Consider the following 24,596-nt stretch of genomic DNA (forward strand, 5'->3'; position numbering starts at 1 on the left):
CAGGGCAAGATCACGAACTTTACCTTGACTTAAAAGTATGATCTTATACTCCTTTTTAAGGAGCCCCCATGCCTGATATTCAACTATTTAAATATTTCGAATCAATTGCCGACCCTCGCCAGCAGGGTAAAGTTGTCCATAAACTTTTTGATATCATATTCTTAGCTGTCAGCGCTGTCATATCTGGGTGCCAAGGCTGGGAAGATATTGAAGATTTTGGCCATGATAGATTAGATTGGCTCAGGAAGTACGTTCCTCTTGAGCAAGGTATCCCTCGCCATGACACAATCGCTCGTGTGATGAGTCGCATTGATATGACGCAGTTTCAAGATTCTTTTTCTTCTTGGATGAAAGACTGTTCTAAATTAACTCAGGGCGATGTAGTTGCGATTGATGGTAAGCGATTGAAAGGTTCATTTAATCAGTCAGATAGGCGCGATGCACTTTATATGGTCAGTGCATTTGCGTGCGAAAATGGTGTTGTTTTGGCGCAATGCCCTGTTGATAAAAAGTCGAATGAAATAACAGCGTTACCAGAGCTTCTTGAATTACTGGAGATAAAAGGCTGCTTAGTCACGATTGACGCTATGGGGTGTCAAAAATCAATTGCAGAGACAATAGTGGATAAACAAGCCGATTACCTACTGGCAGTAAAAGCGAACCATAAAGGACTGCTGTCACAAGTAGAGAATGCTTTATTACTTGAGGTCACACGACAAGCGTCCGAAGGAGTTTTGTTTAATGAAGCCGATTATCATAAAAACAGAGAAGAATTCAGGTGTTGTGCTGTTAGTCATAACGTAAGTGATTTATCAGAAACGAGCAATTGGAAAGATGCCAAAACAGTGGGAGTTATTGTTTCTTATAGGAAAGAAAAAAACAAAGTAAGCAATGAGTTATGCTATAGATACTACATCAGTTCAGCATATCTATCGGCGGAAGAACTCGCAAGATCCGCACGGCAACATTGGCAAATAGAGAATGGATTACATTGGCGTTTAGATGTCGGATTTAAAGAAGATGATTGCCGAATTAGGCGTGAAGGTGCAGCACCTGTATTTGCGGGGCTGAGACACATCGCATTTAATCAGCTAAAAGCAGAAACAAGCTTTAATAAAGGCATGCCCGCAAAACAGAAAAAAGCTATGCGCAGTACAGATTACCTTGAAAAGGTATTGAAATCATAGACTTTTTTCATGCTCTTGCCCTGTCTACTTTGGTGTTTAAAGGTGTTTTAGTGTGTGATTCAAGGTTGCTGATAAGGCTGCCCTACTTAAAATATGAAAAACGATTATAGCGGGTTATGGCTATAGTAATCTAATCGGTGAAAATTTTTCAATATCAAATTCATAGTGTTAATTTACACTAACTTATCATTTTTTAAGGCACACGGTCATTATGGATTACTCAAACTTCGGCACTAAATTTACTCAACCTAATGGTATTACTCAGTTAATGGAAGATTTAGGCGATGCTAAAAACAGTAACAATCCAAATATTGTTATGCTCGGTGGTGGTAATCCAGCCCTAGTGCCTGAGGTTAATGATATTTTTATCAATGAGTTACAAAAGCTTGTTGCTAATAATACACTTTCCAACGTATTTGGACTTTACGATGGCCCAACGGGTAATGATGCATTTCGTGCAGCTCTGGCCAAGCAACTAAAAAGTGAATACTCATGGGATTTAACCGCAAATAATATAGCGCTTGGTAATGGCAGCCAAGCCAATTTTTTTGTGTTATTTAATCTGTTAGCTGGCAGTATGCCTGATGGAAGCCATAAAAAGGTTTTATTTCCGCTGGCACCTGAATATGTAGGCTATGCAGATCAAGGCTTAACTGACGATATGTTTGTAGCAATAAAGCCCGATATCGAAATTTTAAATACTGAAAGTGGCTCAAACCAATTTAAATATATCATTAATTTTAAAGCTGTTGAGCAAGTATTAGCAAGCGACAGCAGCATTAGCGCACTGTGTGTATCGCGCCCGACTAACCCAACAGGCAATGTCATTACTGATGAAGAAGTACAGCATCTCGATTTATTGGCTAAGCAATATAATATCCCACTGATCATTGATAACGCCTACGGCGACCCATTCCCTGGGTGTATTTATACCGACGCAAACTTAACCTGGAACTCAAACATTATTTTATGCATGTCACTTTCAAAGCTTGGCCTACCGGGTTTGCGAACCGGTATTGTAGTGGCTAACAATGACATAATTAAAGCCATTGGCCGTGTGAATGGCAGTATGGTTTTGTCGCCGAATAGTTTTGGCCCAAGTTTAGTAACGCGCCTTATTAATGAAGATGAACTCCTTCCGCTGTGTAAAAATTCAGTGCTGCCTTTTTATCGAGAAAAAGCACAAACAGCAATGAACTTGTTTGATGAAATATTTGCCCACCTCCCCGTTTACTTACACAAAGTAGAAGGCGCATTTTTTATGTGGCTGTGGTTTAAAGAGGCAAAAATAACCAGCGAACAACTTTACCAAAAGCTCAAAGAGCAGGATGTTTATATTATTCCTGGGCATAATTTTTTTATTGGTATTGATGATGCTTGGGCACACAAACACCAGTGTATTCGCATTAATTATGCAACCGATGCCAGCACTTTGCGAAAAGGCTTAGAGGCCATTAAAGCAGTGATGGCATGAATTGGGTGATATTTAGGGTATTCAAACCCTCTGTTCGAATACAATGCGTGCAAAGCGTTTATAGTGCCTATAGTTATTGGCATAAACCTGTGAACAATTTAAGGTTATTCAGTCATCCTCTAAGCCGTTAAATAAGCCCTAAACTGAGGTAAGCGGTTATTACTGTTATTTATTGATTGTATTAATTTTGTGCAAACGCGCCACGCCCCCTTTAAATTTATATATAAGTTGGTATGCTACGCGACCTTTTTTAACATATGATTATCATCAAAAAAGGGTTTGCCAAGGGGCGGCTATCGCTGCAAGGCACTTAATATAAGTGGCAGCAATAATACAGGCATCGCGTTATAAAACGTTAGATGTAACTTTAAATAGCAATATATAAAAGTACTATTAAGGTCAATTATGCGATTAGGACCAGGACTACTCGTCACCGCTGCCTTCATTGGACCAGGGACTATTACGACTGCCAGCGTGGCAGGTGCAAACTTTGGTTTTGCACTAATATGGACATTACTGTTTTCAGTTATTGCCACCATATTATTACAATCTATGGCGGCGCGCCTTGGCGTAGCCACCGGCAAGATTTAGCGCAAGCGCTAAGAGCTCACATTGAAACGCCCCTATTTAAATCTCTCGCTATATTTTTAGTGATCAGCGCCATTGGAGTAGGTAGTGCCGCCTACGAGGCTGGCAACCTTAGCGGTGCCAGCATGGGATTAATTGAAATATTTCCTCATGTTAATGCCCAGCTTTGGACGCCACTCATTGCATTTTTAAGTGCGGTGTTACTTTACAGCGGTAAACACAAAGTCGTTGAAAATGCGCTTATTTTACTAGTGATTTTAATGAGCCTAGTGTTTATCTCTACGCTTGTTATGGCGGCTCCCTCGCTCAGTGACATATTAGCTGGTTTTGTTCCTAGCATGCCAGAGGGCTCAGTTACCACAGTATTAGCATTGGTAGGTACGACCATAGTGCCATATAACTTATTTTTACACTCAGGGGTACTGGCTGCTCGCCATGACAGCAAGAGTGACAAACAAAAAGTAATTCAAGAAACCAATATAGATACGGGCGTGTCTATCACCCTAGGTGGTGTGATCACCTTAGCTATTTTATCAACCGCATCAGTAGCGTTTTATGGCACCGATGCAGGGCAAATTAGCGCTGCCAACATGGCGGTGCAGCTTGAACCCTTACTAGGTGATGCCGCCCATTACTTTTTTGCTATTGGTTTATTTGCCGCAGGCTTAACCAGCGCAATCACGGCCCCCTTGCCGGTGCCTACGCAGTGTGTGGCATGTTAGGTTGGTCAAATAAAATGGATAACACTCGCTTTAAAAGCGTTGCCATTGTTATTTTATTATTTGGTGCTGCCGTAGCATCTCTGGGTTTAGACCCTGTTGCCGTGATAATTTTTGCCCAAGCCGCCAATGGCTTATTGCTGCCTATAGTCACCACTTACCTTGTGTGGTTAGTTAATCAAAAAGCAGTAATGGGTAAATACACTAACTCAGTATTGGTAAACCTACTTACTTTACCAGTGTTAGTACTTATTTTTGGCCTAAGTAGTTACAAGCTCTTTAGTTTGATTTTTTGATACGTTTGCGAGTCTTTCCACCTTGTTAGCTGCTCATTTTTTCAATGCTATACATCACCCACATTGCGAGTACTGCGATGAAGTTAATTGTAAAAATACTTCCTCGCAGCCTGATGTTTGAAGTGAATATTTGAACACCACTGTGCAACACTCGCCCAGCGATAAAGACCCAAGCCAGCAAATAATAAGCTGAACTAATTGTTGAATCAGTAGAAATTAAAAGCACACAAACCAGATGAAAAAATACCGGCCACTCGAATTGGTTGCTCAAATTAGCGCTGAGTTTTGGCTGTATAGATTGAAATGGATTAGAGCCATCCGCTCTTTTACCAAGCCCCCATACACTTGGGGCTCTGGCAATAGTGAGCAAACCATATAGCACAACACACAAAATCACGTGTGCGAACATGGGCAAAAATATAGTATTCATTTCACACTGAGTCCTTTAGAGTAATCTAACCTTCGCTAAAACAAGCTTCTTCAACATAGAATAAAAACAGTCAATTGTACGCTATTGTCAATTACTAGGCTTAAGAGATTAGCTGTTATACGGCGACTATTACTGAGCCTATACTATTGGCAAAACCACCCACCTTTACGCTGTTTATTATTGAATTGTTAGACTCAACAGATGCTGTAATTATTGAATGGCAATTCATAGCCCTACCTTGTTCAAAAACATATTCACTCCCTAACTCAGCAAGATGCTCGGTAAGGTAACATGCTAAAGCCCCACAAGAGCTTCCTGTTGCTGACTCTTCAGAAATACCAAACAAAGGAGCAAAATTACGGCAGCTGGCTGTATGTTTACTTTGCACTTCACAAAGCTCAAAAACATGAAAGCCAACAAGGTTATGCTGTTTGCAAAAATCAGCGATACGTTCATCGTTTGGCTCTATTGCATCTAAATATCCATGAGGAACAGCAATTATGACATCGGCTAGTCCTGTTGAGATAGCTTCAATAGGTAAGTTTGTGCTTTCAAGTATATTACTTTCAATACCTATCACATGGGCAATTTCTTGATATGAAAAACCAGCTATTTTTTCAGGTAATTGCTGCTCCATGACAACCTTACCATTTGGTTCAATACTCACTGATAACATGCCAGCCTTGGTGCGCTGAACATAAGTGCCCGCAGTAAGCACACCTTCTTGGAACATAGTAGAAAAAGTAGCTAACGTAGCATGGCCACAAAAATCAACTTCTGCTGTTGTCGTAAAAAAAGACACCTCAAAATCAGCTTCATTATCACTAGCAACAAAAGCCGTTTCTGAATACCCGACAACTTGAGCAATTTTTAATTTTTCAGCATCTGTGAGCCTGTCAGCATTAAACACAACACCAGCAGGGTTGCCACCTTTGCCATTTACTGTAAACGCGCTTACCAAAGCAACTTCAATATCCACCTGTACCTACTCCTCTATAACGAGCCTTAAAAGTGACTCGTTTTATTTATCTTTTAGTCCATCAACCATAGCCGAGTTGCTATTTTGATTCAATGGTTTAGTGGTTTGATCCCTGATTGAGAGTAATCATTTTTTAGGACTGTTGCGAGAGCCAAATAACAGAACCTTAAGACAATTACTGTCAGAGTAGTCGGTTTTATTAATTGCCTTATAGGGTGTTCAATTTCCTGTGTTACCTTTTACTTGCTCTACATTTTTTACAGCAACATTAAGAGTGGTAACTTCGTTCTCAACTGGTTCTTTAAAATACTGGGTAACATGGTAAAACACTTCCTCATTATCAAAAGCTGCCCTTGAAGGTTGTTCAATTCTTCTTCGCCAGCTGTTTCAGGCACAATTCATTGCTTATTTTTAAGTAAATGAGCTCTGTTTCTGAGTTTACTTCTTCGCATAAACAATTAAACCATTCCCGTTGTTTCTTCGTATTAGCGGGGAAACCCATAACCACATTAGTACCAGTTTTTAATATATTTTGAACATGACTTTTTATTAAGGGCCTTAATTGAGCAGCAAATTTAATATAGTCATCAAAAGAATTGATTTGGTTCGGATAAAGCGTAGATAACCATTCATTCTCAGAAATAAGCACCGTATTACGCTCCACTGAGACTTTTTAGATTCAGTGGATTTGCCTGCGCCCATTTTACCGCAAAAATAGATCCGCTTAGCTTGATGCGACATGAATACTCCTTAGCGTGCATAGTTCTTTGTTAAATAGTTTATGTTAATTTACAGCTTACTATTGTTGCTTTAGCCATGTTTTACTTTTTAATAAACCGATCACATAAATAATGATATAAATCGCATACAGCGATAAGTTTTCTATCCTCGTGGGTTGATAGACCGTTCATGCCTTCGATAAAACATACCTATATTTCCATTCATAATATGCAAGAAAGCTTACAAATATACCTTCTAAGCCTATGAACAATAAACCAATATAACTTGCTGTCTTGGTGTAATATAAAACAACCGCGATACATACAAACACCCAAACAGTGTTTACAATTGCTAGGATAGAGATAAACACAGCGCTTTTAACGTTTGAAAGCGCAATTGTGAGAGCATAAATACCATAACAAACATTCGCTGTTGCTAGAAAAATAATGATTATATTAGGTAATCTATATAGACTAACCACCCAATCCTGCAGCAGAAACAATAGCAGACCAACAGCTAATCCAGCACTTACGTCGAGATGTAATATAGTTAAATTTTTATTGAACTTCATCCGTGGTACCTGACGAGTCTGTAGGTTAACTCGTTTTTTGCTTTTTGTGATGATGACTCAACATTAGCTTAGTTCCTATTTTGGTTCAATTTTATTGTGGGATTTTCAGACATCATAAATGCTATTTGCAGCTTTCCTATCATCATTATTGATGCAAAAGACGGTGCTGAAAATTTCTATGAAAAATACGGCTTCACTTCATTTAAAAACGCAGATAACAAATTATTTATCATCATGGCAGACATCAGAGCAAGTATTGGTGAGTTGATTTATAAATGGCCAACATTGCATGGGCGGTCAAAAAACACACTACCGAAAAAGATAATTAATGCTCTGATGTGTTGGTAATACTTTTTACTAATTTTATATTATGCTTTTTAATATAATACCCCCCAATACAAGTAACTAATAATGAACCACCAATAACTAGCAGCCAAAATGATTCAGCGATACCTTCAAATGGAAGACGAACGACAATTTCTGCAATAAACGCAGCCCATAAACCAACATATGACCATGACATCCCAGAATAATGCCATTGCAACCAGTTGTCATGCTTCCTAAGTAACAAAGGAGCAAAAATACCAAAAAGAACTGTTAACAAAGAAAATATTGCAAGCATATGAAAAGGACCAAATTTGAACAAAACATGAGTAAATAGTGCAGTTATATTCATAAGTATCATTGATATCACATAAATATAACCTACATTTTTATGTAGTTTTGTACCTTTGGTTTTAAAAATAACATAACCACCTGAAAACAATGCTGCTAAAGCGAAAATAGTATGAATCCCACCTGTTGTTGTCTCAAATATATACATAATCAAGAATTTCCATATATTGCTAATATTGTCATCAGCCACTGAGCAATGAGATCAAGAGAGTTTGTCAGCGAGGGCGTTCAATAATCTGTTTTACACCGTTATTATTATTGAGGATCATTTAATATGTCTTTTACACTCAAGATCATCCCTCATAGTAAAAGTGGTTACTAAAATTACAGATAGTATATTAATTGAGTAATTACAATTAAATCTAGAATTAATATCGCATTTTTACGCGCTAAAGTACGTCCTACATCCATAAACCAATCACAGCTAAAGCGAGTTCACAAATATAAATTAACTACGAGCTAAACTTAAAACTTACCGTTTACAGCTTACAACTCCACCAACCTCTCATACAATCCTGATGCCCTGCTGACTGATTTATTCATTGCCATTAACAACACTTTTTTATCAGCCACCAGCTCGAAAGTGTTTTTAGCGCGGGTAATGCCGGTATAGACTAACTGGCGGTTGATGCCGGCAGTTGCTTGGTTTTGTGGTGGTAGTACCATAGCCGTATAGGCAAACTCTGAGCCTTGTGATTTATGAATAGTCATTACATAAACGGTGTCATGGGCAGGTAGTCTGGCTGGTGAAAATGCCCGTTGATTGCCCTGCTCGTCAATAAATATGGCTTTGAGCTGGGCACTGTCGTCGTGCATTAAAATCCCAATATCTCCATTAAATAGTTTTAGCTGATAATCGTTTTGCGCAATCATAATCGGCATGCCCAAATAATGCCGCTGATTTGAGTTTACATTAATCAATCCTTGCTGGCTTAATTGCGTTTCAATGCGTTTATTTAAACTATGAACGCCGTAATCGCCTTCGCGTACTGCGGCTAACAACTGGTAGCTGGCAAAAGCTTTATGTATGTCTTGTACGCTCGCGTGTTGTTTAATTAAATTAAGGTACTGAGCGTATTTACTGGCGGCGCTTTGTACTAGTTTATCAATCGGCTTACTTACAATGTCATAGTCTAAAATAACGTCTTTAAATTGGCCGCTGCTCAGCTCTTGCTCTACATAATTGAGCTTGCCGCTGTTATTGGTATTAACCGCTAATGCTAATTGCCCTATGCCGCTGTCGGCAGTGAAACGGTAACTGTGCTGTAAAAACGCGATACAGTCGGCCAGTTTGAATTGACTATTACCTGCGACTAATTTGCGCTGGTTATTAAAGCATAAGCTGTTTAGTTCAGCGCAACGCGCCTCTGAATAACTTGGTGTTTGGCCAAGCACTAAACCTTGGCATAAATCGCTCATTACACTGCCGGTATCAACCGAGGCAAGCTGGTCTTTGTCACCGAGTAATATAAGTCGCGCATGCTCTGGTAAGGCCTCAATTAGTTTAGCCATCAGCGATAAATCAACCATCGACGCTTCATCAATGATCAATACATCTAAATGCAATGGATTACTGCGGTTATGCCTAAACTTATTAGTAAACGGTTTTACCCCCAGTAACCGGTGAATCGTTTGCGCGCTTTCTGGGATCAGCGGCGTAATAGCAGCGCTTATTTTATCTTTTAACTGTTGTTTTGCCCCAAGGATTGATTCACTTAATCGCGCAGCGGCTTTGCCTGTCGGTGCCACCAACTTAATACTCAGTGGGGCATTTTGATAAAGCGATTGTAAAATTGCTAGTAGCTTAGTCACGGTCGTGGTTTTACCTGTACCTGGTCCACCGGTAATAACGCTAAAGCCTTTGGTTGCTGCCATCGCACAGGCGACCTTTTGCCAATCGAGCCCTTGCTCTGGTGCATCTTGTTCGGGGAAATAGTCACAAAGTAACTGAGTTAACTTATCGCTATCAATATCGAGCTTACGCTCACTCATTAACAACAATCTTGATGCCAGTGTTTGCTCATAACCGCTTAGACGTGCAAAATAAAGTCGTTGTTCAAGTAACTGTAACGGTTTAGTCTCCCCGACACTAGGATGGTTTTGCAAGCAATTAATTGCCTCTGCGGTGGTAAATGTGTCGCTAAACGGGCTGAGTGTGTCAGGAATTATGCCCGCTAGTTTGGTAAAATCACTTTGGCGTAAATTAAACGGATTACGCCAATCTACCTGCGCTAAATCTAAACAGCTGTGCTGACTTTGCTGCGATAAACAGAGTAATAAAAGCAGTGAATAAACGTCGTTTGGTTGTTGAGTTTGCTCACTGCTACACAGTAATTCTGCCAGTTTTATATCAACCATTCGTAGCCGGTTTTCGCTAAGTAGGTAATCAAACAATGGCACTATTTGTACGTCGTTCGTCGCTGCTGTTGCAATGGCTGTATTGGTATCTAACACGCTCATAGCATTGCTCCTTGGCTATTTTCGGTTGCCTCATCTATGCTTTGGGCAACACTGCCTTGACCAAAAAGCCCATCTAAAATAATAACTTGCTCGGCGGTCAACTTTTTAAAGTACACACCTTTTCCATCTGCCATACCACGTAAAAAGGTGTAATATACGCCACCTAAATGCTGCTCAATGCTGTAATTGTTGATCCGTTGTTTTAATAACCGATGCAATGCCACGGTGTAAATTAGATACTGTAAATGGTACTGGTGGCTACTCATAGCTTGCTCTAAATGCTCTTGCTCATAATCAGTTGGCTGGTTGCCTAAAAAGTTAGACTTATAATCCAAAATAAAATACTGCTCGTTATGACAAAATATTAAATCGACAAACCCTTTTAATAATCCTTTTACATCATAAAAATCGAGCCTACTTTGATTAAAACCAAAGTGCTTAATCAATGTTTCATTCAAGCCTTTTGCCGTTAAACTGGTAATTGGCAGATTAAACTCCATTTCAACCAAACAATCCCGTGGCGTTAATTTACTTAAACTTAAACCGTTTTCATTCAATGGGCAGTTTAACGCGGCAAGCACCCATTGCTCAGTTGTTTCTTGCCATTGGTCACTAATGTGGTATTTGTTCAAGCTACGCTCAACTACCACGCTTAGGTTTTGCTCATGGTTTGTGGGGTGCTGCTCTGGGCTGGTGAAATCCAGTTGCTCAAAAATCTCGTGTAAACAACTACCTGGTTTTGCCCCTTGGGAAAGCTATAAGGTGAGCGAATATCGTCTTGTTGCGTGGCAAACTCATCTTTTTGATGATCTTCGTCGCTGCGCCCAGGTTCTAAATGCTCGCTATGACTTTTAAAACTCAGCGCACTAAAACTGGTGGTGCGCCAATCACGTTCAATTTTAACTTTAACCTTATTAACACTCACACTGTGACTTTGTGTTTGGCTTGATTGCAGTGATAATGCACCCTGTTGAAATAACTCTTCGCTAGTAAACTGTTGATAGCTCATGGCTGGTTTGTCAGCACAAAACTCTTGTAAATGCGTGCGCCACACTAAACTACTGGTGATATCAAGTCCTGCAAATAATACATGCCCTAAGGAGCTACTTTGAATTGCCAACCGACTACTTTGTCCTTGGCCTAGGTTATACATACCAATTGCGCAGTAATGAACGGCGCGAGTGAGTGCAACATACAATAACCGTAGATCTTCAGCTAGGCGTTCTTGCTCCGCTTTTTGTAACGCATCATCGTTTTTACTGAGATCGTAAATCAGCTGGCCATCTTGATGATACAACGCATCTTTCGTTTCACGATACCCGCTGGCAAATGGCATAAATACCAGCGGGTATTCAAGCCCTTTTGAAGCATGCATAGTGACTATTTTTACCAAATTGGCATCACTCTCAAGGCGTACTTGCACGGTTTCGCCATCTTGTTGGCTTACTTGCTGCGCAAACCAACGTAATAACCGTAAAGTACCCTCTAGCTCGATTTGTTTTTGCTGTAGGATCTCGCCTAAATGACGAAAATCGGTCAGCCAACGCTCAACGTTGTAACCCACACCTTGCCATTTCGCGCTTAATTGATTGTGACTGAGTAAGTGCTCAAGCATAGCCATAGCACCTTGTTTGTACCAAATAGAGCTCAAGTAAGCAAAAAAGTTAAGATGCTCTTGCCACTGTGCTTCATCATCAGCCAAGGCATAAATTTCATTATAACTTAAGCAAAATAATGGCCCAGCTAACACGCCGCGCAACAGTGATTCGTTGTATTGGCCATGTAAAGCCGATAAAAAATTAAGTAAATGATGGCTCAGCTCTTGGCTAAATACACTCTCACGGGATAAGTACACGCTCGCAATTTTGGCATCACTGAGGGCTTTTTTCATAATTTGCGCTTCAACCCGATCACGCACCAAAATACAAATATCTGCCGCCGTGACTGGCTTATTCGCAATACACGCACGCCCTTGCTGTGCTTGCTCAAGTAAGATCACTATTTTATTGGCAAAATAGCTAGCTAAATGTTGCTGGCCAATGCCTTTATTAGTTGGTTTATTTTTTTCATCTGCGGCGCTATCTGCAAACACACAAAACTCAAAGGCGGTGGCAGGTTGGCCATCAATTAAAAACGATTTATCGGCTTTTTTACCTTGTGCCGCCACACGATTAAACGGGATCGCATCGTTATAAATAAAGCTGTTATCGTGTTTACTAAACAGTGCATTGACGCTTGCAACCACATCGCTACTGGAACGAAAGTTAGTACCAAGGGTAAATTGCTGCTCCTTTGCCACTTCGTGTTTAGCACCAATGTACGTAAAAATATCCGCGCCCCTAAAACCGTAAATAGCTTGTTTAGGGTCGCCTATCATGGCAAGCGTGGTGTTTTCTTGGCTATAAATTTTACTAAAAATACCGTACTGAATGGGATCAGTATCTTGAAACTCATCAATCATCGCTACCAGGAACAACTGCGCTATTTTTTCTGCCAGTGCTGCGCCTTGCTCTGTATTGAGTGCACTGTGCAAATTAGTTAATAAATCATCAGGAGTTATAACGCTTTGCTCTTGCTTGCGTTTTACAATGGCTTGTTTAACCCAACTTGCCGCATGTTGCACAATAGCGATTGCCAAGCCTTGATTAACGGTGTTAACAAGCTTCGCCATTTCATCAAACTGGCTAAGCATTACATGACTAAACAAAGGCTGATTTTTTTTATAATTAGCTTCGTCACTGAGGTTTTCAGTACTCCATATTTCATAAGAGTACTTGTTTGTACCAAACTCAAAAAACAGCTCATCACCTTTACAAAATGCCTCAAGCGCTGCAAGGCTGCCTTTACGTGCAGGTGTTTTGGCACCACTTAAGCCAGAGCTTTTTACAGCTGCAATAAATTCGCTATCAAGGCAGGCTTTTTTAAAGCTCGCGACTTTACCAAGATATAGCTCGCGTGCTTGCCACACATCATCTAGTTTTATTTGCGGAGTAACCAGCGCATTGCCTTTATTAAGTATGTTCGCCACTTTACTAAATAACGCTTCAGGGGCAGCAAATACCTCTAAAATTGCATCAGTTTTTTCTTTATTGAGTGGATATACAAACACTCGCCAAAAATCTTTAATGGTTTCAAGCAAGATCTCCCGCTGATCTAAAATAAACTCCAAATTAAACGCCACACCAGACTCAAACGCATGCTGTTTTAACATTCGTTGGCAAAAACCATGAATGGTGAATATTGCTGCTTCATCCATCGATTTAGCGGCGGCATCGAGCAAATCAAATGCACGGTGTTTATCATCGATTGTGGCGATCACAGCATTGATCAGCTCATCCTCTGTTGCTTGGCCAAGCAGTGCATCACGTGCTGCTATAATACGAGTGCGCACACGGTCTTTAATTTCTTGGGTGGCGGCATCGGTAAACGTAACGACCAATATTTGTTCAACACTCAACGGAGTATTTACGGGCGATGAGTGCTGTTGCGCGATTTGCATGCCGAGTAAATAACGTAAATATAAACCTGTAATAGTATAAGTTTTACCGGTGCCTGCACTGGCTTCAATGAGACTTTGCCCAATAAGCGGCATCGTAAGTGGATTAAGCGCTTGCATGGTCACTCTCCTTTGCATGTGCAAATAACGGCGCAAGTAGCATATCGCTCCAGCGTATAAATTCCTCTTGGCACTCATTCAACGATTGCGTTGTTAAGCGAATATAGGGGTTCTCGCCCTCGCCTCGGCCAATATATTGTGGGCTAAATTTGCTCATTGCTTTGCCGATATCGCCACCACTTTTTACGTACTCATAGCCACTCACAGGAAAAAACGCTACGGGTTCTTTAAGTAGCGCGTTATATAAAGTAAACCAATCTTGCAACAGTGCTTGGGCATCTGCTTTATCCAAAGCTGCAAAAGTGATTTGTTTATCAAGCCCGAGTAATACAGTTTCTACATGTTGATCCACGCACTGCGCAACAAGGTGATATATAAAGCCCTTGATGAGATCTTTTGCCTTGATACTGGCACTACGATAAAACACTTGTTTGTGCTGATAAAGATGATTTAACCAGCCTTCAAGCTCAGTACTGTTGTTATCACTGTGAAGTGTTAGCGCAACTTCAATCGGTTCATTTTTGCCGCCCTTGATGTGCTCTTTAACTTGCCCTGCCAGTGCATCAACCCGGTGCTGCATTTTCTCAAAGATCAAATCTCCAACATGCGCCTGCGGTAACTCGCCTCGTTGCAGTATTTGCTCACGACTAAGGGGCTGCTCAAAAATAGCCGCTTCGAGTATTTCGTCGAGATAAAAATAACGCTGCAGTGCGTCTAAACTAAATGGCTCTTCATCTTTAGCTACTTCGTTAAATTGTGCTAAACGCAACCCTAAACTTTGCTGATAAAAACTCTCTTGTGCATTGCATACGCTGCGGATAAACATATCCAGCTCAAGATGTTCAGGTGCGCTGACCTCAAGCGCCGTCAGTGGCTCTGGGATTATCGCCTGAGCGGGTAACCAAATTGGATTATAACTGTGATTGGATTGCAGCGTATTAGTGGTATCTGCCTGATAATTTAGGCTATTAAAAGGCTGTAAATGCTGTTTATTGATCAAACACTCAGGCAAGGTTTGCTCACTTGGCTCAGCAAATTTGAAACTGCGGCCAATGTATTCTAGTAATTCACTCACTAAGGTTGATGGCATACGCGGTTGATTATCAAAACATGAACGGCCAATATAACTCATGTATAAGTTATCACGGGCACTGAGCAGCGCTTCTAAAAATAAGTAACGGTCATCTAATTTGCGCGATCGGTCACCTTTTGCTTTTTCGAATAAGGCACTAAATCAAAACCAATCGGCTGCACAGTTCGTGGGTAATCGGCATCGTTAAGCCCTAACATACACACCACTTTAAATGGCACAGCACGCATTGGCATTAGCGTACAAAAGTTCACTTGGCCGACTAAAAAGCGTTGCCCTACACCTTTTTCTTGAATGCCTTGTTTAATTAAATAACTCACAATACGCTGTGACACTACTTGTGTGTAATCGCCATTATCATGGTGCTTTTGCAGCTCTTCGAGCACCTTTTGCAGTACCAGTAAATCCCAGCTATCGTCGCTTTCGCTCTCGTAAATAGCCGTTAATAGTTCACTCAGGATAAGGGTTTTATTAGTTAGCGTGTCGTCTGGGGTGAGCCTGTGTTTAAAGTGTTGCAATACATCAATAAAATGCACTAATTTATTGAGTGTATCAAGTGCCATCCCTTCCACTTCATCAGCGCTATATATGCCATTAAACGGGCATTGTTCATCACGTTGGGCAATACCTAACAATAAGCGGTTTAAGCCATGTTGCCAGGTATTTAATTCTATCGCGGGTAAATCAAAGCTATGCTTATGCTCGGCGTTTATTCCCCACTTGACGCCAACACTCTCAAGCCAATATTGAATTTGCTCATATTCGCGCGCTTCAACACTAAACTTTTCAGCTATTTGCGTCACTTGCAGTAAATCAAGGATATCTGACACACCAAAGCGCGAAAACGGCAGATCAGCTAAGCTTGCAAACGAACTCAGTACCGGTTTTTCTTGCTCAATGGCTAGATCGGCTAACGCATAGGGAATAAAACGGTTACCCTGCGCACCACCAAATACCGCTTCGATGTAAGGGCTATAAGTGCCAACATCCGGCATCATTACTATAATATCTTTTGGGGTGAGTGCGGGGTTTTGATTAAATAAATTAAGTAAGTAATCGTGCAAACGCTCAACTTCTCTAAGTGGAGTATGGCAATCACTTAGAGCAATGCTGGTATCGGTAGCGCTTATTGCAAGCTTACCTTCATCGTTTATAAACCATTCTTTATTGTCAGTAAGGGATTCACCTTTAAACGCTAACTGGTAAATTTCGCTTTGAATTTGACCAAGTAAACTGTCGTCAAACACATCAATAAAGCCATCAATCCAGCTTGCGTCACGCTGTACCAGTTGTTCAAAGTAATCACGGCCTAATTTACCCCACGATGATAACAACGGATTACCAATAAAATAGTAGTCTTGCTCTGGCTCACTTTGCTTTTTTTGCTGCGCTTCCAGCAATGGCATTTTGGCGTATTTAGCCGTTATTTTAGCTGCAGTTTTTTCATCAATTAAATCCCCCCAATAATGTTCGCTGGGATTAAAAAAGAATAAAAACACCTCAGTTTTTTTACTCAATGCATCAAACACATCAAGTTGCGAACTGGCAATGGCTGAAATACCAAATAAACTGATCCGCTTTGGTAATAAGCTACTGTCCATTTTATCAAGCGCGGCTAATAACTGCCCTTGCATATTGGCGCGATGAAACTGACTTTGCCCAAGCACTTGACTATGCGCTACTATTTTTCGCCACAGATCAGGCTGCCACGGCGCGATACTAATATCTACATCATCTAATTTATCAGTGCCGCTGTCCCATGTGGCTATCCAGTGCGGACGGTACATTAAATATTGGTCATATACATCGGCTATTTTTTCACATAAAGCAAAGGTTTTTTGACCGTCTGTGTCACCTGCTAAGTAGGTTTTAAGGGGTAAATATAACGGTTCATCAATGCAGTTTGGTAAAATAGCAAATAATTTCCAAGCAAGATTAGGTTTATTAAACGCGGACTCTTTGGGTACATTCGGTAATAGCTGCTGGTATAACTGCCAAATGAAACTCGATGGCAATGGAAAATCTACCTGTGCTGCCACCCCCAAACTTTCACTTAAACCAATTTTCAGCCACTGCGACATACCCGGAGATTGCACCAACACCACTTCTTTATCAAACGGGCTGCTTAATGGGTTTACTTTTAAAAGCTGATGAAACTGCGCTTGCAGGGCTTCCATACGGTTAGATTGAATAATATTGAGCATAGCGACACTGTTCTTGCTTGAGATAAAAACAGTGTAAGATATTTTCAATTATAGGGGTAGCCATTGTCGCTAATTGGCATTAATAAATCAGCGAGTTAGCACAATAATTAACTCACTTTTTATACGCACAGTATAGCTACTGTGCGTTTTATTTTCTGAGGGAGTCATTATTTATATGGGCTAATACTTGATAAGCTAAATTGGCTTTGCATGATCACATCGCCATCAATGCCTTTTAGCTGGAGTGAAATAGCTGGATCTGTTTGTTGCCAATCAATGCTTAAATCACCGTAATTAACGTCATGTGTGAACTTCCCCACGCGGTGTTTATTAGGACTGACGTTTTTCCATTTTTCAGTAAGGCCTGAGCTGGTCATTTCAATCAGTGGATAATCAAGGTTCTGTTCATACCTTGATATCTCTCCCCAGTGTGTGTCACCACTGATAATTACCACGCCGTTTACTTTGTGTTTTTTAATTAACGCAAATAAACGGTTTCTATCCTCCGGAAAATTAGCCCATGACTCCCAGCCGGTAAAGTCAGGCAGTAACTGTAAGCTCGAAGCAATCAGTTTAATTGCAGCAGGCTTTTTAAGCTCTTGTTCAAGCCATTGCCACTGCGCCTCACCTAACATCGATGCGCCTTTTACTTCACTTGGGCTATAAGGCCCTTGATTATTCGCTTTACGCTCAGTCTTGTATTGTGTTTCACTAACGTGGTTAAGTGCATCGCGGTTCCAACGCAGATCAGGCATGATCACTTGTATCGTGTGCTCACCTTCGCCATACATATACGAGGTATAAATCCCATCGGCACGTGTGCGACGCACTGAACCCGTTGGCTCTTGCCAAAAGTCGAGCATAATTTTCCGAGACTGTTCTTTATGTGGGTACTCTTTACCTGCATCATTTTGGCCAAAATCATGATCATCCCACATGGCAATAAGGGGAGTCTGTGCTTTTAACGTTTTAAAGCCAGGCTTAGCGCCTAAGCGCTGATATTTATCGGCAAGTACGCGCATATCGTTGGTGTCGCCGTAGATGTTATCACCCAAAAAGATAAACAAATCTGCCTGCTCTTTATTGATTGCGTCAAAAATCGGAATATCTTTATCTTGATGCCCACATGAGCCAAACAGTATTTTTTGCGGTGTACTTAATACTGAAAAACTCGCAACAATGCTTACCAATGCGGCCGCTTTAATTAAATGCTTCATTTTAAAATCTCATCAATTGCATCCGCCATAGCGGGATTAAGCTGCTTAGGGTTTTCGCCAAGTACGGTTAAAATCGTTGCCGCAACTTGTGCTTGTTTGAGCTCTGTTGTTGTTTTTAATAAACCTTGCGGTTTAATATCTGGGCCAATTGCAGCTAACCAAATATGCTCAGAGCCAATAATTCCCTCAGGAAAAGCTTTACGACCTTGCTCCGATTTTGCCATTGCTTGTTTTGAACTATGATGCTGCCAATCATTAGCGTTACTGCCACGGCCATGATCCGTGGTGATAATAAGCGTTGTGTTATTTTTATAGCCAGGTGTAGTCAGAATGGTTTGCCATAAGTCTTTGATAAAAGCGTCACTTTGTTTAGCCGACTGCAAATAGTGATCGTAATGACCATCATGGGCAAAATCATCGGTTTCACCTAAGCTGATCACTAATAACTTAGGCTTTTTTGCCAGCATATAAGCTTTGGCAAAACGATATGTAAAACTGTCTAAACGCACATTATGCCAAGGACTTGGGATCTCCTGTTGTAAAGCATTTAATAGTGGCGCATCGGCAAATAAGTCTGCCTCAATTGGCATAAAACCCGCATTTACATATACGTAGCTGCGTTTGGTATTAACAATAAACGGAAATACATCCCAACTGCCAAATAATGCGGTTTTATTTTTATAGTCAGCGCGTTGCTCTAATCGCTCTAAAATAGTTTTATTTGGATTTGGCGTTTTATCATTACTGTTAATTGCCTCATCAACACTGCCAGTTAAGATCTCACTGTAGCCTGGGTATGAAAAATACCACGGGTTACTCACCGACATTGTTGAACCATTCTCTCTATCGCCAATTAACACACCGTGTTGAGCAATCGTATTGCTAATAAATGGCATTAACTGAGCTTGTCGGGCGTGTTTGTCATCGCGCCAAAACTGTTGTTTCAATTGCTCTGGCTGTTTAACAAAATCGGGATTTGCTAACAATTTTTGATCGGCGCCGTTAAATACCTCTTGCCAGCGCACACCATCAAGCGTCACAAGTACGACATTATCACTGGCTTTGACAATATGACTTACCATTAATGTACAGCCTATTACGGCCAGTTTAGCTATTGCTTTCATAGTATTCCTATCAATAAAAACCCATCAACAAGGATGGGTTTTGGTTATTATTTTTATAATTAGGGCTTAAAAATTAGCAGTAAATGTAAGTGCTGCAGTTCGTGGTGCACCAATAAAATAAGTGCTGCCATTACCTGTCCCACCCGCTAAATACTGTTTATCTGTTACGTTAGTGACAGCAAAAGCAATATCGATTGATTTAAATGGGCCGGCATTGACGTCTGCGGCATAACCGGCATTGATATCAAGCACGGTATAACCATCAACTTTATTACGTGTACGAGTTTGCTCATCTAAAAATGCACCTAAGCGTTCACCGGTATATTTAGCGGATATACCAAAGCGGAAGTCGCCACTGTAATAATCGGTCGAAAGCACAAACATATCGCTTGGTGAATCGATAACGTCATCGCCTTTTTTAAAGCTTGGCGGTAGCGCTTTTCCGTCTTCATCTTTGAGGATAACACCATCGGCATCGTAGGCACTTGGATCGTGCGATGCGTATTCAGAGCTGTTATTAGTATATGAAGTATAAATATTCCATTCATTTGTAAGCATATAACTTGCTGATAGTTCAATACCTTGCGAGTCAATACCACCTACATTGATGTAAGAGCCATTTGTACCTATCGTATAATCAATCCCGCCGGTATCACTGCCAGGTGCGATAAAAGTAATACGGTTATCAAAGGCAATAGAATAAGCGGTCGCAGTTAGGCTCAAGCGGTCTGCTTTATAACGTACACCAAAGTCGATATTTTCAGCTGTTTCTGGTTCAATTTCTGTGAGTGTAGAACTATCACGCTCCAGCACTCCATCTTTAATTGCTGAGAAATTTTCACTGAAACTGGCGAATAACTCTGTACTGCTAGTTAGCTGGTACAAAGCACCTGCACTAAATAACACATCTGAATCACTGTTTATTTTATCAGAGCGTAGATCTGCAAAATGATCGTATTTTTGTAATTCAACTAAATACTGTTTAGCGCCAAGATTAACTGTAAAATCGCCTAGGCTGATAGAATCTTGTACGTACCACTTAAAGGTATCTGTTTCAAAAGTATTTTTATATTGCGTCCAGTATGGGGTGCTATCAAAGTGATGATACACGCGAGCGTCAATAACTTTATGCCAATCACGAGATTCGTCACGATCAGTTTGTTCAAGCCAAATACCTGCTTCAATATCGTGCATCCCTAAGGTTAATTTATAATCGGCGGTTAAACCTAAACGGTCCTTGTCATAGTGTGTATGGCGATATGACATTACCGGTATTGCCGAATCTGGGTAACACGCCGGATTCAACCCTGTGCCTGAATCCCATGGCCAACTGAGTGTGTCTGTACAATTTGCGTTAGGCATTAATGGCTTACCTTGGCTATCTGCAAAACCATATGAGCCAGCATTTGTGCCGCCTTCGGTTGTTGGATTACCGTCTTTGTCGACAGGTGATGTTAAATAAGGTGGGATCCAATCACCACGCCCTGAGTTTTTATGGTAATAAGGGCTGATTGTTAATAATGACGAAGGTGAGATTGCGTATTCAAACTTTACGTAACCTAACGCATTTTCACGCAATGTACCCCAACCTTCTGCAAACATTTGGTCAAAGTGTGGCACGCCAGTCCAATTCCAAGTTAGTTGATCCCAATTTGGTGTTTGCGCAAATTGCTGCAAGCTCACACTGTTATAGTTGGTCTCACTTACATCATCATACGATAAACGCCCTGTTACAGTCAGCGCATTAAAGTTAGATACAAATTTAGCCTCAGCATGTTGATTATCTTTACCGCCATTACTGCCATCACCTATCCAGCGGCTAGTATTGGTTTGTGAATAACTCACATAAGCTTGCGTGTTATCAAAGAGAGTGCCAGTTTCATGCTTAAAATAATAACGGGTCGCATCATGGTCACCATTGGTGTAAGCAAATGTAGTTCCTCGCTCAAGGCTAGGATCTTTACTAACAAAATTAAACGTACCACCGAGTGCTTCAAGTGATGCTGAGGCGATATCTGAGGTACCTTGTCCCACTTCAACCGTGGCTAAGTTTTCGCTGTCTAGGTAGCGATTAGCTTTTGCACCACCGCCATAATTAGAGCCGCCGTTTGGAATACCATCAACCGTCATACCTAACTGCTGTTGGTTACCATCGATACTAAAGCCGCGCATCGTAATAGTGGTAGACCAATCATCACCACCAAATGCATCACCTTCGTTAATACTAATTCCTGGTAGGTTATCCATCACCGATAATACACTTGATACCGAACTCTGCTGTTCAATCATTGATTGCTCAATCACACTATTTGCATAGCTCGTTGGTTTTGCCACTACCGTGACTTCTTCTATTTCATTGGTATTTGCAAAGCTATTAGTTGAAAACGCTAAAGCGATTGCTAAGCTTAAAGTCGATCTTTTAGTAAAAGTACGCATTGTTGTCCCATTTGCAATTATTGTTTTGTATACGGGCAAAGTATGGAGGGAATATATGACAAAAAAGCTCGAAAAAATTGACGTAACAGTGACAAATATATTGATTATTTATGGCAACAATGCAGCTTAAACAATTAACATATAAAGATATTATAATTTAAATAACAGTCTATCGCGGTAATATTTGTAGGAAATAGAGAGGGAGTTAAATCAATACGAAAGAGTATTTTTCACAGCATTAGTAACGATTAAAAAGCAATATTGCTAATCGCAAATAAATACCTAAAACAAGTTTGCAATCAACATCTATTGACGTGTTATAAACGCCAGAGACAAGTAGTTTCCGACGTTAATGCAACCACCTACAGAAGTAGGTGGTTTAGTGACTAAAACAAACTACGTTTAAATTAGTTCAGCCAGCATTTCATCACTATATGGAACCACTTCTTCAGCATTTTTTATTTTACTGATGTAATCTGGGTTTGCAATAAACGGGCGACCAATAGCAATTAAATCAAACTTATTGGCATTAATAGCAGCTTTAGCCGTGTCAAAATCATAGCTACCAACACCCACTAAAGTACCTGAATAAGCCGCACGTAAATATTCTGACGTCGTTTTATCTGCAAGGCTTGCAAAGCGCATGCTATCGTCAAAAATACCGCCATGTAAGTAAGCGAGTGCTCGGCTATTCAACTCGTTTAAGAGGTAATCAAATACCGCTTTATCGCGGCTATCTTCGCTCATATTAAAGTAAGCACCAGGAGATAAACGTAGCCCAGTTTTATCTGCGCCGATGACATTAATTACCGCATCAACAACTTCAAGTGCAAAACGCGACATATTCTCTGGAGTTTGCCCGTATTCATCATCACGCTCATTGGCTGCATAATGTAAAAACTGATCGATTAAGTAACCATTCGCACCATGGATCTCAACGCCATCAAACCCTGCTTCAAGCGCATTCTCTGCAGCCTTTGCATAATCTGCAATTAATGACTTAATATCGGCAGTGGTTGCTGCTTTTGGGGTAATATAAGTAAGCTCACGCATACGTGGTACAGAGCCTTCAACACCAATCGCAGATGGGGCTAAAACGTCGCCATCAAAAAAGTGTGGATGTGCAACCCGACCAACATGCCAAAGTTGTACAAACATTTTACCGCCCTGCTCATGCACAGCATCGGTTACTTTTTTCCAGCCTTGAATTTGTGCGCTGGTAAATAAACCTGGCGTATTCGGGTAACCTTGCGCATCAGGGCGAATAATCGTGGCTTCACTAATTATTAAACCGGCTTCAGCACGGCGTGCGTAGTAATCAACCATCGTTTGGGTTGGCACTAAGTTATCGTCAGCCATACAACGCGTTAGCGGTGCCATAAGTATACGGTTTTGTAATTCAATCGTGTCATTAAGCTTAAACGGTTGCAGTAGATCAGTGGTCATTCTTATCAATCCTTATCTTGAGTGTACATTCAAGATAAGGGCGAACAATAAAACATTCAAGTCTATTTTTGAATATTTGTTCAAGATTAAGTAAACTAACCCCATCTACACCTTATAAGTCAAATAGAATGCAACAGAGCGCCCTATGAGAATAGCCGAATTTGACCGTGAATTTGTACTTCGCCAAGCGATGCTGGCTTTTATGCAACACGGTTATGCTAAAACGAGTATGCAAAAATTAACGCAAGTTACAGCGCTTCATCCAGGATCTTTATATGCTGCGTTTGGCAATAAAAAAGGTATTTTTTTAGCGGCTATTGAGCAATATCAGGCTGATCGAAATCAGCAATTTACGGCACTTTTTTGTCAACATAAACCCGTTTTACCAAGCCTACGCCAATACTTAGACTCAATAGTCAACGAGTGTATCAGTGGTGATGCGATGAAAGTATGTTTACTGACTAAAAGTATTAGTGAAGTTGAAGGGCAAGATTCACAGATCAGCCACGTACTGATGACAAATTTAAATGCCTACGAAAACGCCCTCGCCGAACAATTTGAGCGCGCGATAAAAGAAGGTGAAATCCCAAACACACGCACAGCTGAGCATCTAGCTCGTTTTTTAGCAATGGGCCTTTACGGCTTGCGAACCTATGCACTGACTAACCGCTGCGAACAAGATCTAAGCCAACTCGCCGACGATTTATACCACGCAATGTGTAATTAATTTTTAACTAATCGACATTTTGTCATATTAGTCAATATACTATACCTAAGCCATTCTAGAGAGAGTCTATTAATGAGTAATGCAACTGCAACCGCATCTGAAAAATTCGAGACAATCTTAAATTTAGGAGCCAAAAAAGATTGGCTTTTATGTTTGAGACCGTCCAAGAGTTCAAACAAGTGTGGATATTAAATGACGACGATGGCTGTGTTATGCTCGCCAACGAAGATGATGATTGTGTACCGGTATGGCCTGAACGTATTTATGCCGAGGCATGGGCTACCGGTGAGTGGGAAAATTGCACAGCTAAAGCAATTCCATTGAAAGATTGGACAACCCGATGGACACTCGGTCTTGAACAAGATGACTTACTTATCGCCGTTTTTCCAACTGAAGAAGACGACGGCACAATTTTATTTCCTGATGAATTTGATTCACAACTAAAAGCACCTAAAAAACGTTACTAATTACACTTCGCTATAATTGAGTCGCAGACGTGTTGTTCTGCGACTTATCCACGCAAACTTTAAATTTTTTACGCGCAACGCTTTAAGACAAAGATACAAAATTAATACCTATAAAAATTAAAATATAACGGCAATAATGTCGCTTTTAGCGATAATTAATTTATGCTTAT

General features: G+C 40.6%; 12 protein-coding genes and 5 pseudogenes. 6 read left to right on the forward strand and 11 right to left on the reverse strand.

Features of this window, described 5'->3' with window-relative positions; all coding sequences use genetic code 11:
- Positions 1–68 precede the first annotated feature (68 nt).
- The 3 genes and pseudogenes from P4S61_RS00005 to P4S61_RS00015 all read left to right on the forward strand — a co-directional run bounded on the left by P4S61_RS00005 (position 69) and on the right by P4S61_RS00015 (position 4,264).
- Positions 69–1,187: an ISAs1 family transposase gene (locus P4S61_RS00005; protein ID WP_337117550.1), complete on the forward strand. Its 1,119-nt coding sequence runs from the start codon at positions 69–71 to the stop codon at positions 1,185–1,187.
- 211 nt (positions 1,188–1,398) lie between these two features.
- Complete coding sequence (locus P4S61_RS00010) at positions 1,399–2,661, forward strand: valine--pyruvate transaminase (protein ID WP_182785154.1); 1,263 nt, start codon at positions 1,399–1,401, stop codon at positions 2,659–2,661.
- 405 nt (positions 2,662–3,066) lie between these two features.
- Positions 3,067–4,264, forward strand: a pseudogene (locus P4S61_RS00015) (Nramp family divalent metal transporter).
- 25 nt (positions 4,265–4,289) lie between these two features.
- Here P4S61_RS00015 and P4S61_RS00020 read toward each other — a convergent pair.
- The 3 genes from P4S61_RS00020 to P4S61_RS00030 form a co-directional block, all read right to left on the reverse strand.
- Positions 4,290–4,694, reverse strand: a complete 405-nt coding sequence (locus tag P4S61_RS00020) for an MAPEG family protein (RefSeq protein WP_182734280.1) — start codon at positions 4,692–4,694, stop codon at positions 4,290–4,292.
- A 115-nt stretch (positions 4,695–4,809) separates the two neighbouring features.
- Positions 4,810–5,673, reverse strand: coding sequence for a PhzF family phenazine biosynthesis protein (locus tag P4S61_RS00025; protein WP_337117551.1), 864 nt, complete (start codon positions 5,671–5,673; stop codon positions 4,810–4,812).
- Between the two features lie 364 nt (positions 5,674–6,037).
- The gene (locus P4S61_RS00030; RefSeq protein ID WP_337117552.1) at positions 6,038–6,337 is read right to left on the reverse strand and encodes an AAA family ATPase; all 300 of its coding nucleotides are present in this window, start codon (positions 6,335–6,337) and stop codon (positions 6,038–6,040) included.
- A gap of 756 nt (positions 6,338–7,093) precedes the next feature.
- On the opposite strand from P4S61_RS00030, the pseudogene P4S61_RS00035 reads away from it, so the two are divergent.
- Positions 7,094–7,225 (forward strand): annotated as a pseudogene (locus tag P4S61_RS00035) (GNAT family N-acetyltransferase); the annotation flags it as partial.
- A 64-nt stretch (positions 7,226–7,289) separates the two neighbouring features.
- On the opposite strand, the gene P4S61_RS00040 reads toward P4S61_RS00035, so the two are convergent.
- The 8 genes and pseudogenes from P4S61_RS00040 to P4S61_RS00075 form a co-directional block, all read right to left on the reverse strand.
- Positions 7,290–7,787, reverse strand: coding sequence for a DUF2306 domain-containing protein (locus P4S61_RS00040; RefSeq protein WP_337117553.1), 498 nt, complete (start codon positions 7,785–7,787; stop codon positions 7,290–7,292).
- A gap of 338 nt (positions 7,788–8,125) precedes the next feature.
- Positions 8,126–10,099, reverse strand: a complete 1,974-nt coding sequence (gene recD / locus P4S61_RS00045) for an exodeoxyribonuclease V subunit alpha (RefSeq protein ID WP_182734284.1) — start codon at positions 10,097–10,099, stop codon at positions 8,126–8,128.
- Positions 10,096–13,715, reverse strand: a pseudogene (gene recB / locus P4S61_RS00050) (exodeoxyribonuclease V subunit beta). Before recB ends, recD begins: the two are co-directional and overlap by 4 nt.
- Positions 13,702–17,009: pseudogene (gene recC / locus P4S61_RS00055) on the reverse strand (exodeoxyribonuclease V subunit gamma). Before recC ends, recB begins: the two co-directional pseudogenes overlap by 14 nt.
- A 167-nt stretch (positions 17,010–17,176) precedes the next feature.
- Complete coding sequence (locus P4S61_RS00060; RefSeq protein ID WP_337117554.1) at positions 17,177–18,226, reverse strand: alkaline phosphatase D family protein; 1,050 nt, start codon at positions 18,224–18,226, stop codon at positions 17,177–17,179.
- The gene (locus P4S61_RS00065) at positions 18,223–19,350 is read right to left on the reverse strand and encodes an alkaline phosphatase family protein (RefSeq protein WP_337117555.1); all 1,128 of its coding nucleotides are present in this window, start codon (positions 19,348–19,350) and stop codon (positions 18,223–18,225) included. Before P4S61_RS00065 ends, P4S61_RS00060 begins: the two co-directional genes overlap by 4 nt.
- A gap of 66 nt (positions 19,351–19,416) precedes the next feature.
- Complete coding sequence (locus P4S61_RS00070) at positions 19,417–21,786, reverse strand: TonB-dependent receptor domain-containing protein (RefSeq protein ID WP_337117556.1); 2,370 nt, start codon at positions 21,784–21,786, stop codon at positions 19,417–19,419.
- A 402-nt stretch (positions 21,787–22,188) separates the two neighbouring features.
- A complete protein-coding gene (locus tag P4S61_RS00075; protein WP_337117557.1) occupies positions 22,189–23,232 on the reverse strand; it encodes an alkene reductase in 1,044 nt (347 codons plus the stop codon).
- 145 nt (positions 23,233–23,377) lie between these two features.
- Between P4S61_RS00075 and P4S61_RS00080 the strand changes: the two genes are divergently transcribed.
- Entirely contained in the window at positions 23,378–23,959 is a 582-nt protein-coding gene (locus P4S61_RS00080; protein WP_145233102.1) for a TetR/AcrR family transcriptional regulator, read from the forward strand.
- Positions 23,960–24,031: 72 nt separating this feature from the next.
- Positions 24,032–24,426 (forward strand): annotated as a pseudogene (locus P4S61_RS00085) (DUF2750 domain-containing protein).
- Positions 24,427–24,596 lie beyond the last annotated feature (170 nt).

Origin of the sequence: Pseudoalteromonas sp. B160 (assembly GCF_037162485.1) — a bacterium.
In the GTDB taxonomy this organism is placed as follows: Bacteria; Pseudomonadota; Gammaproteobacteria; order Enterobacterales; family Alteromonadaceae; genus Pseudoalteromonas; species Pseudoalteromonas rhizosphaerae.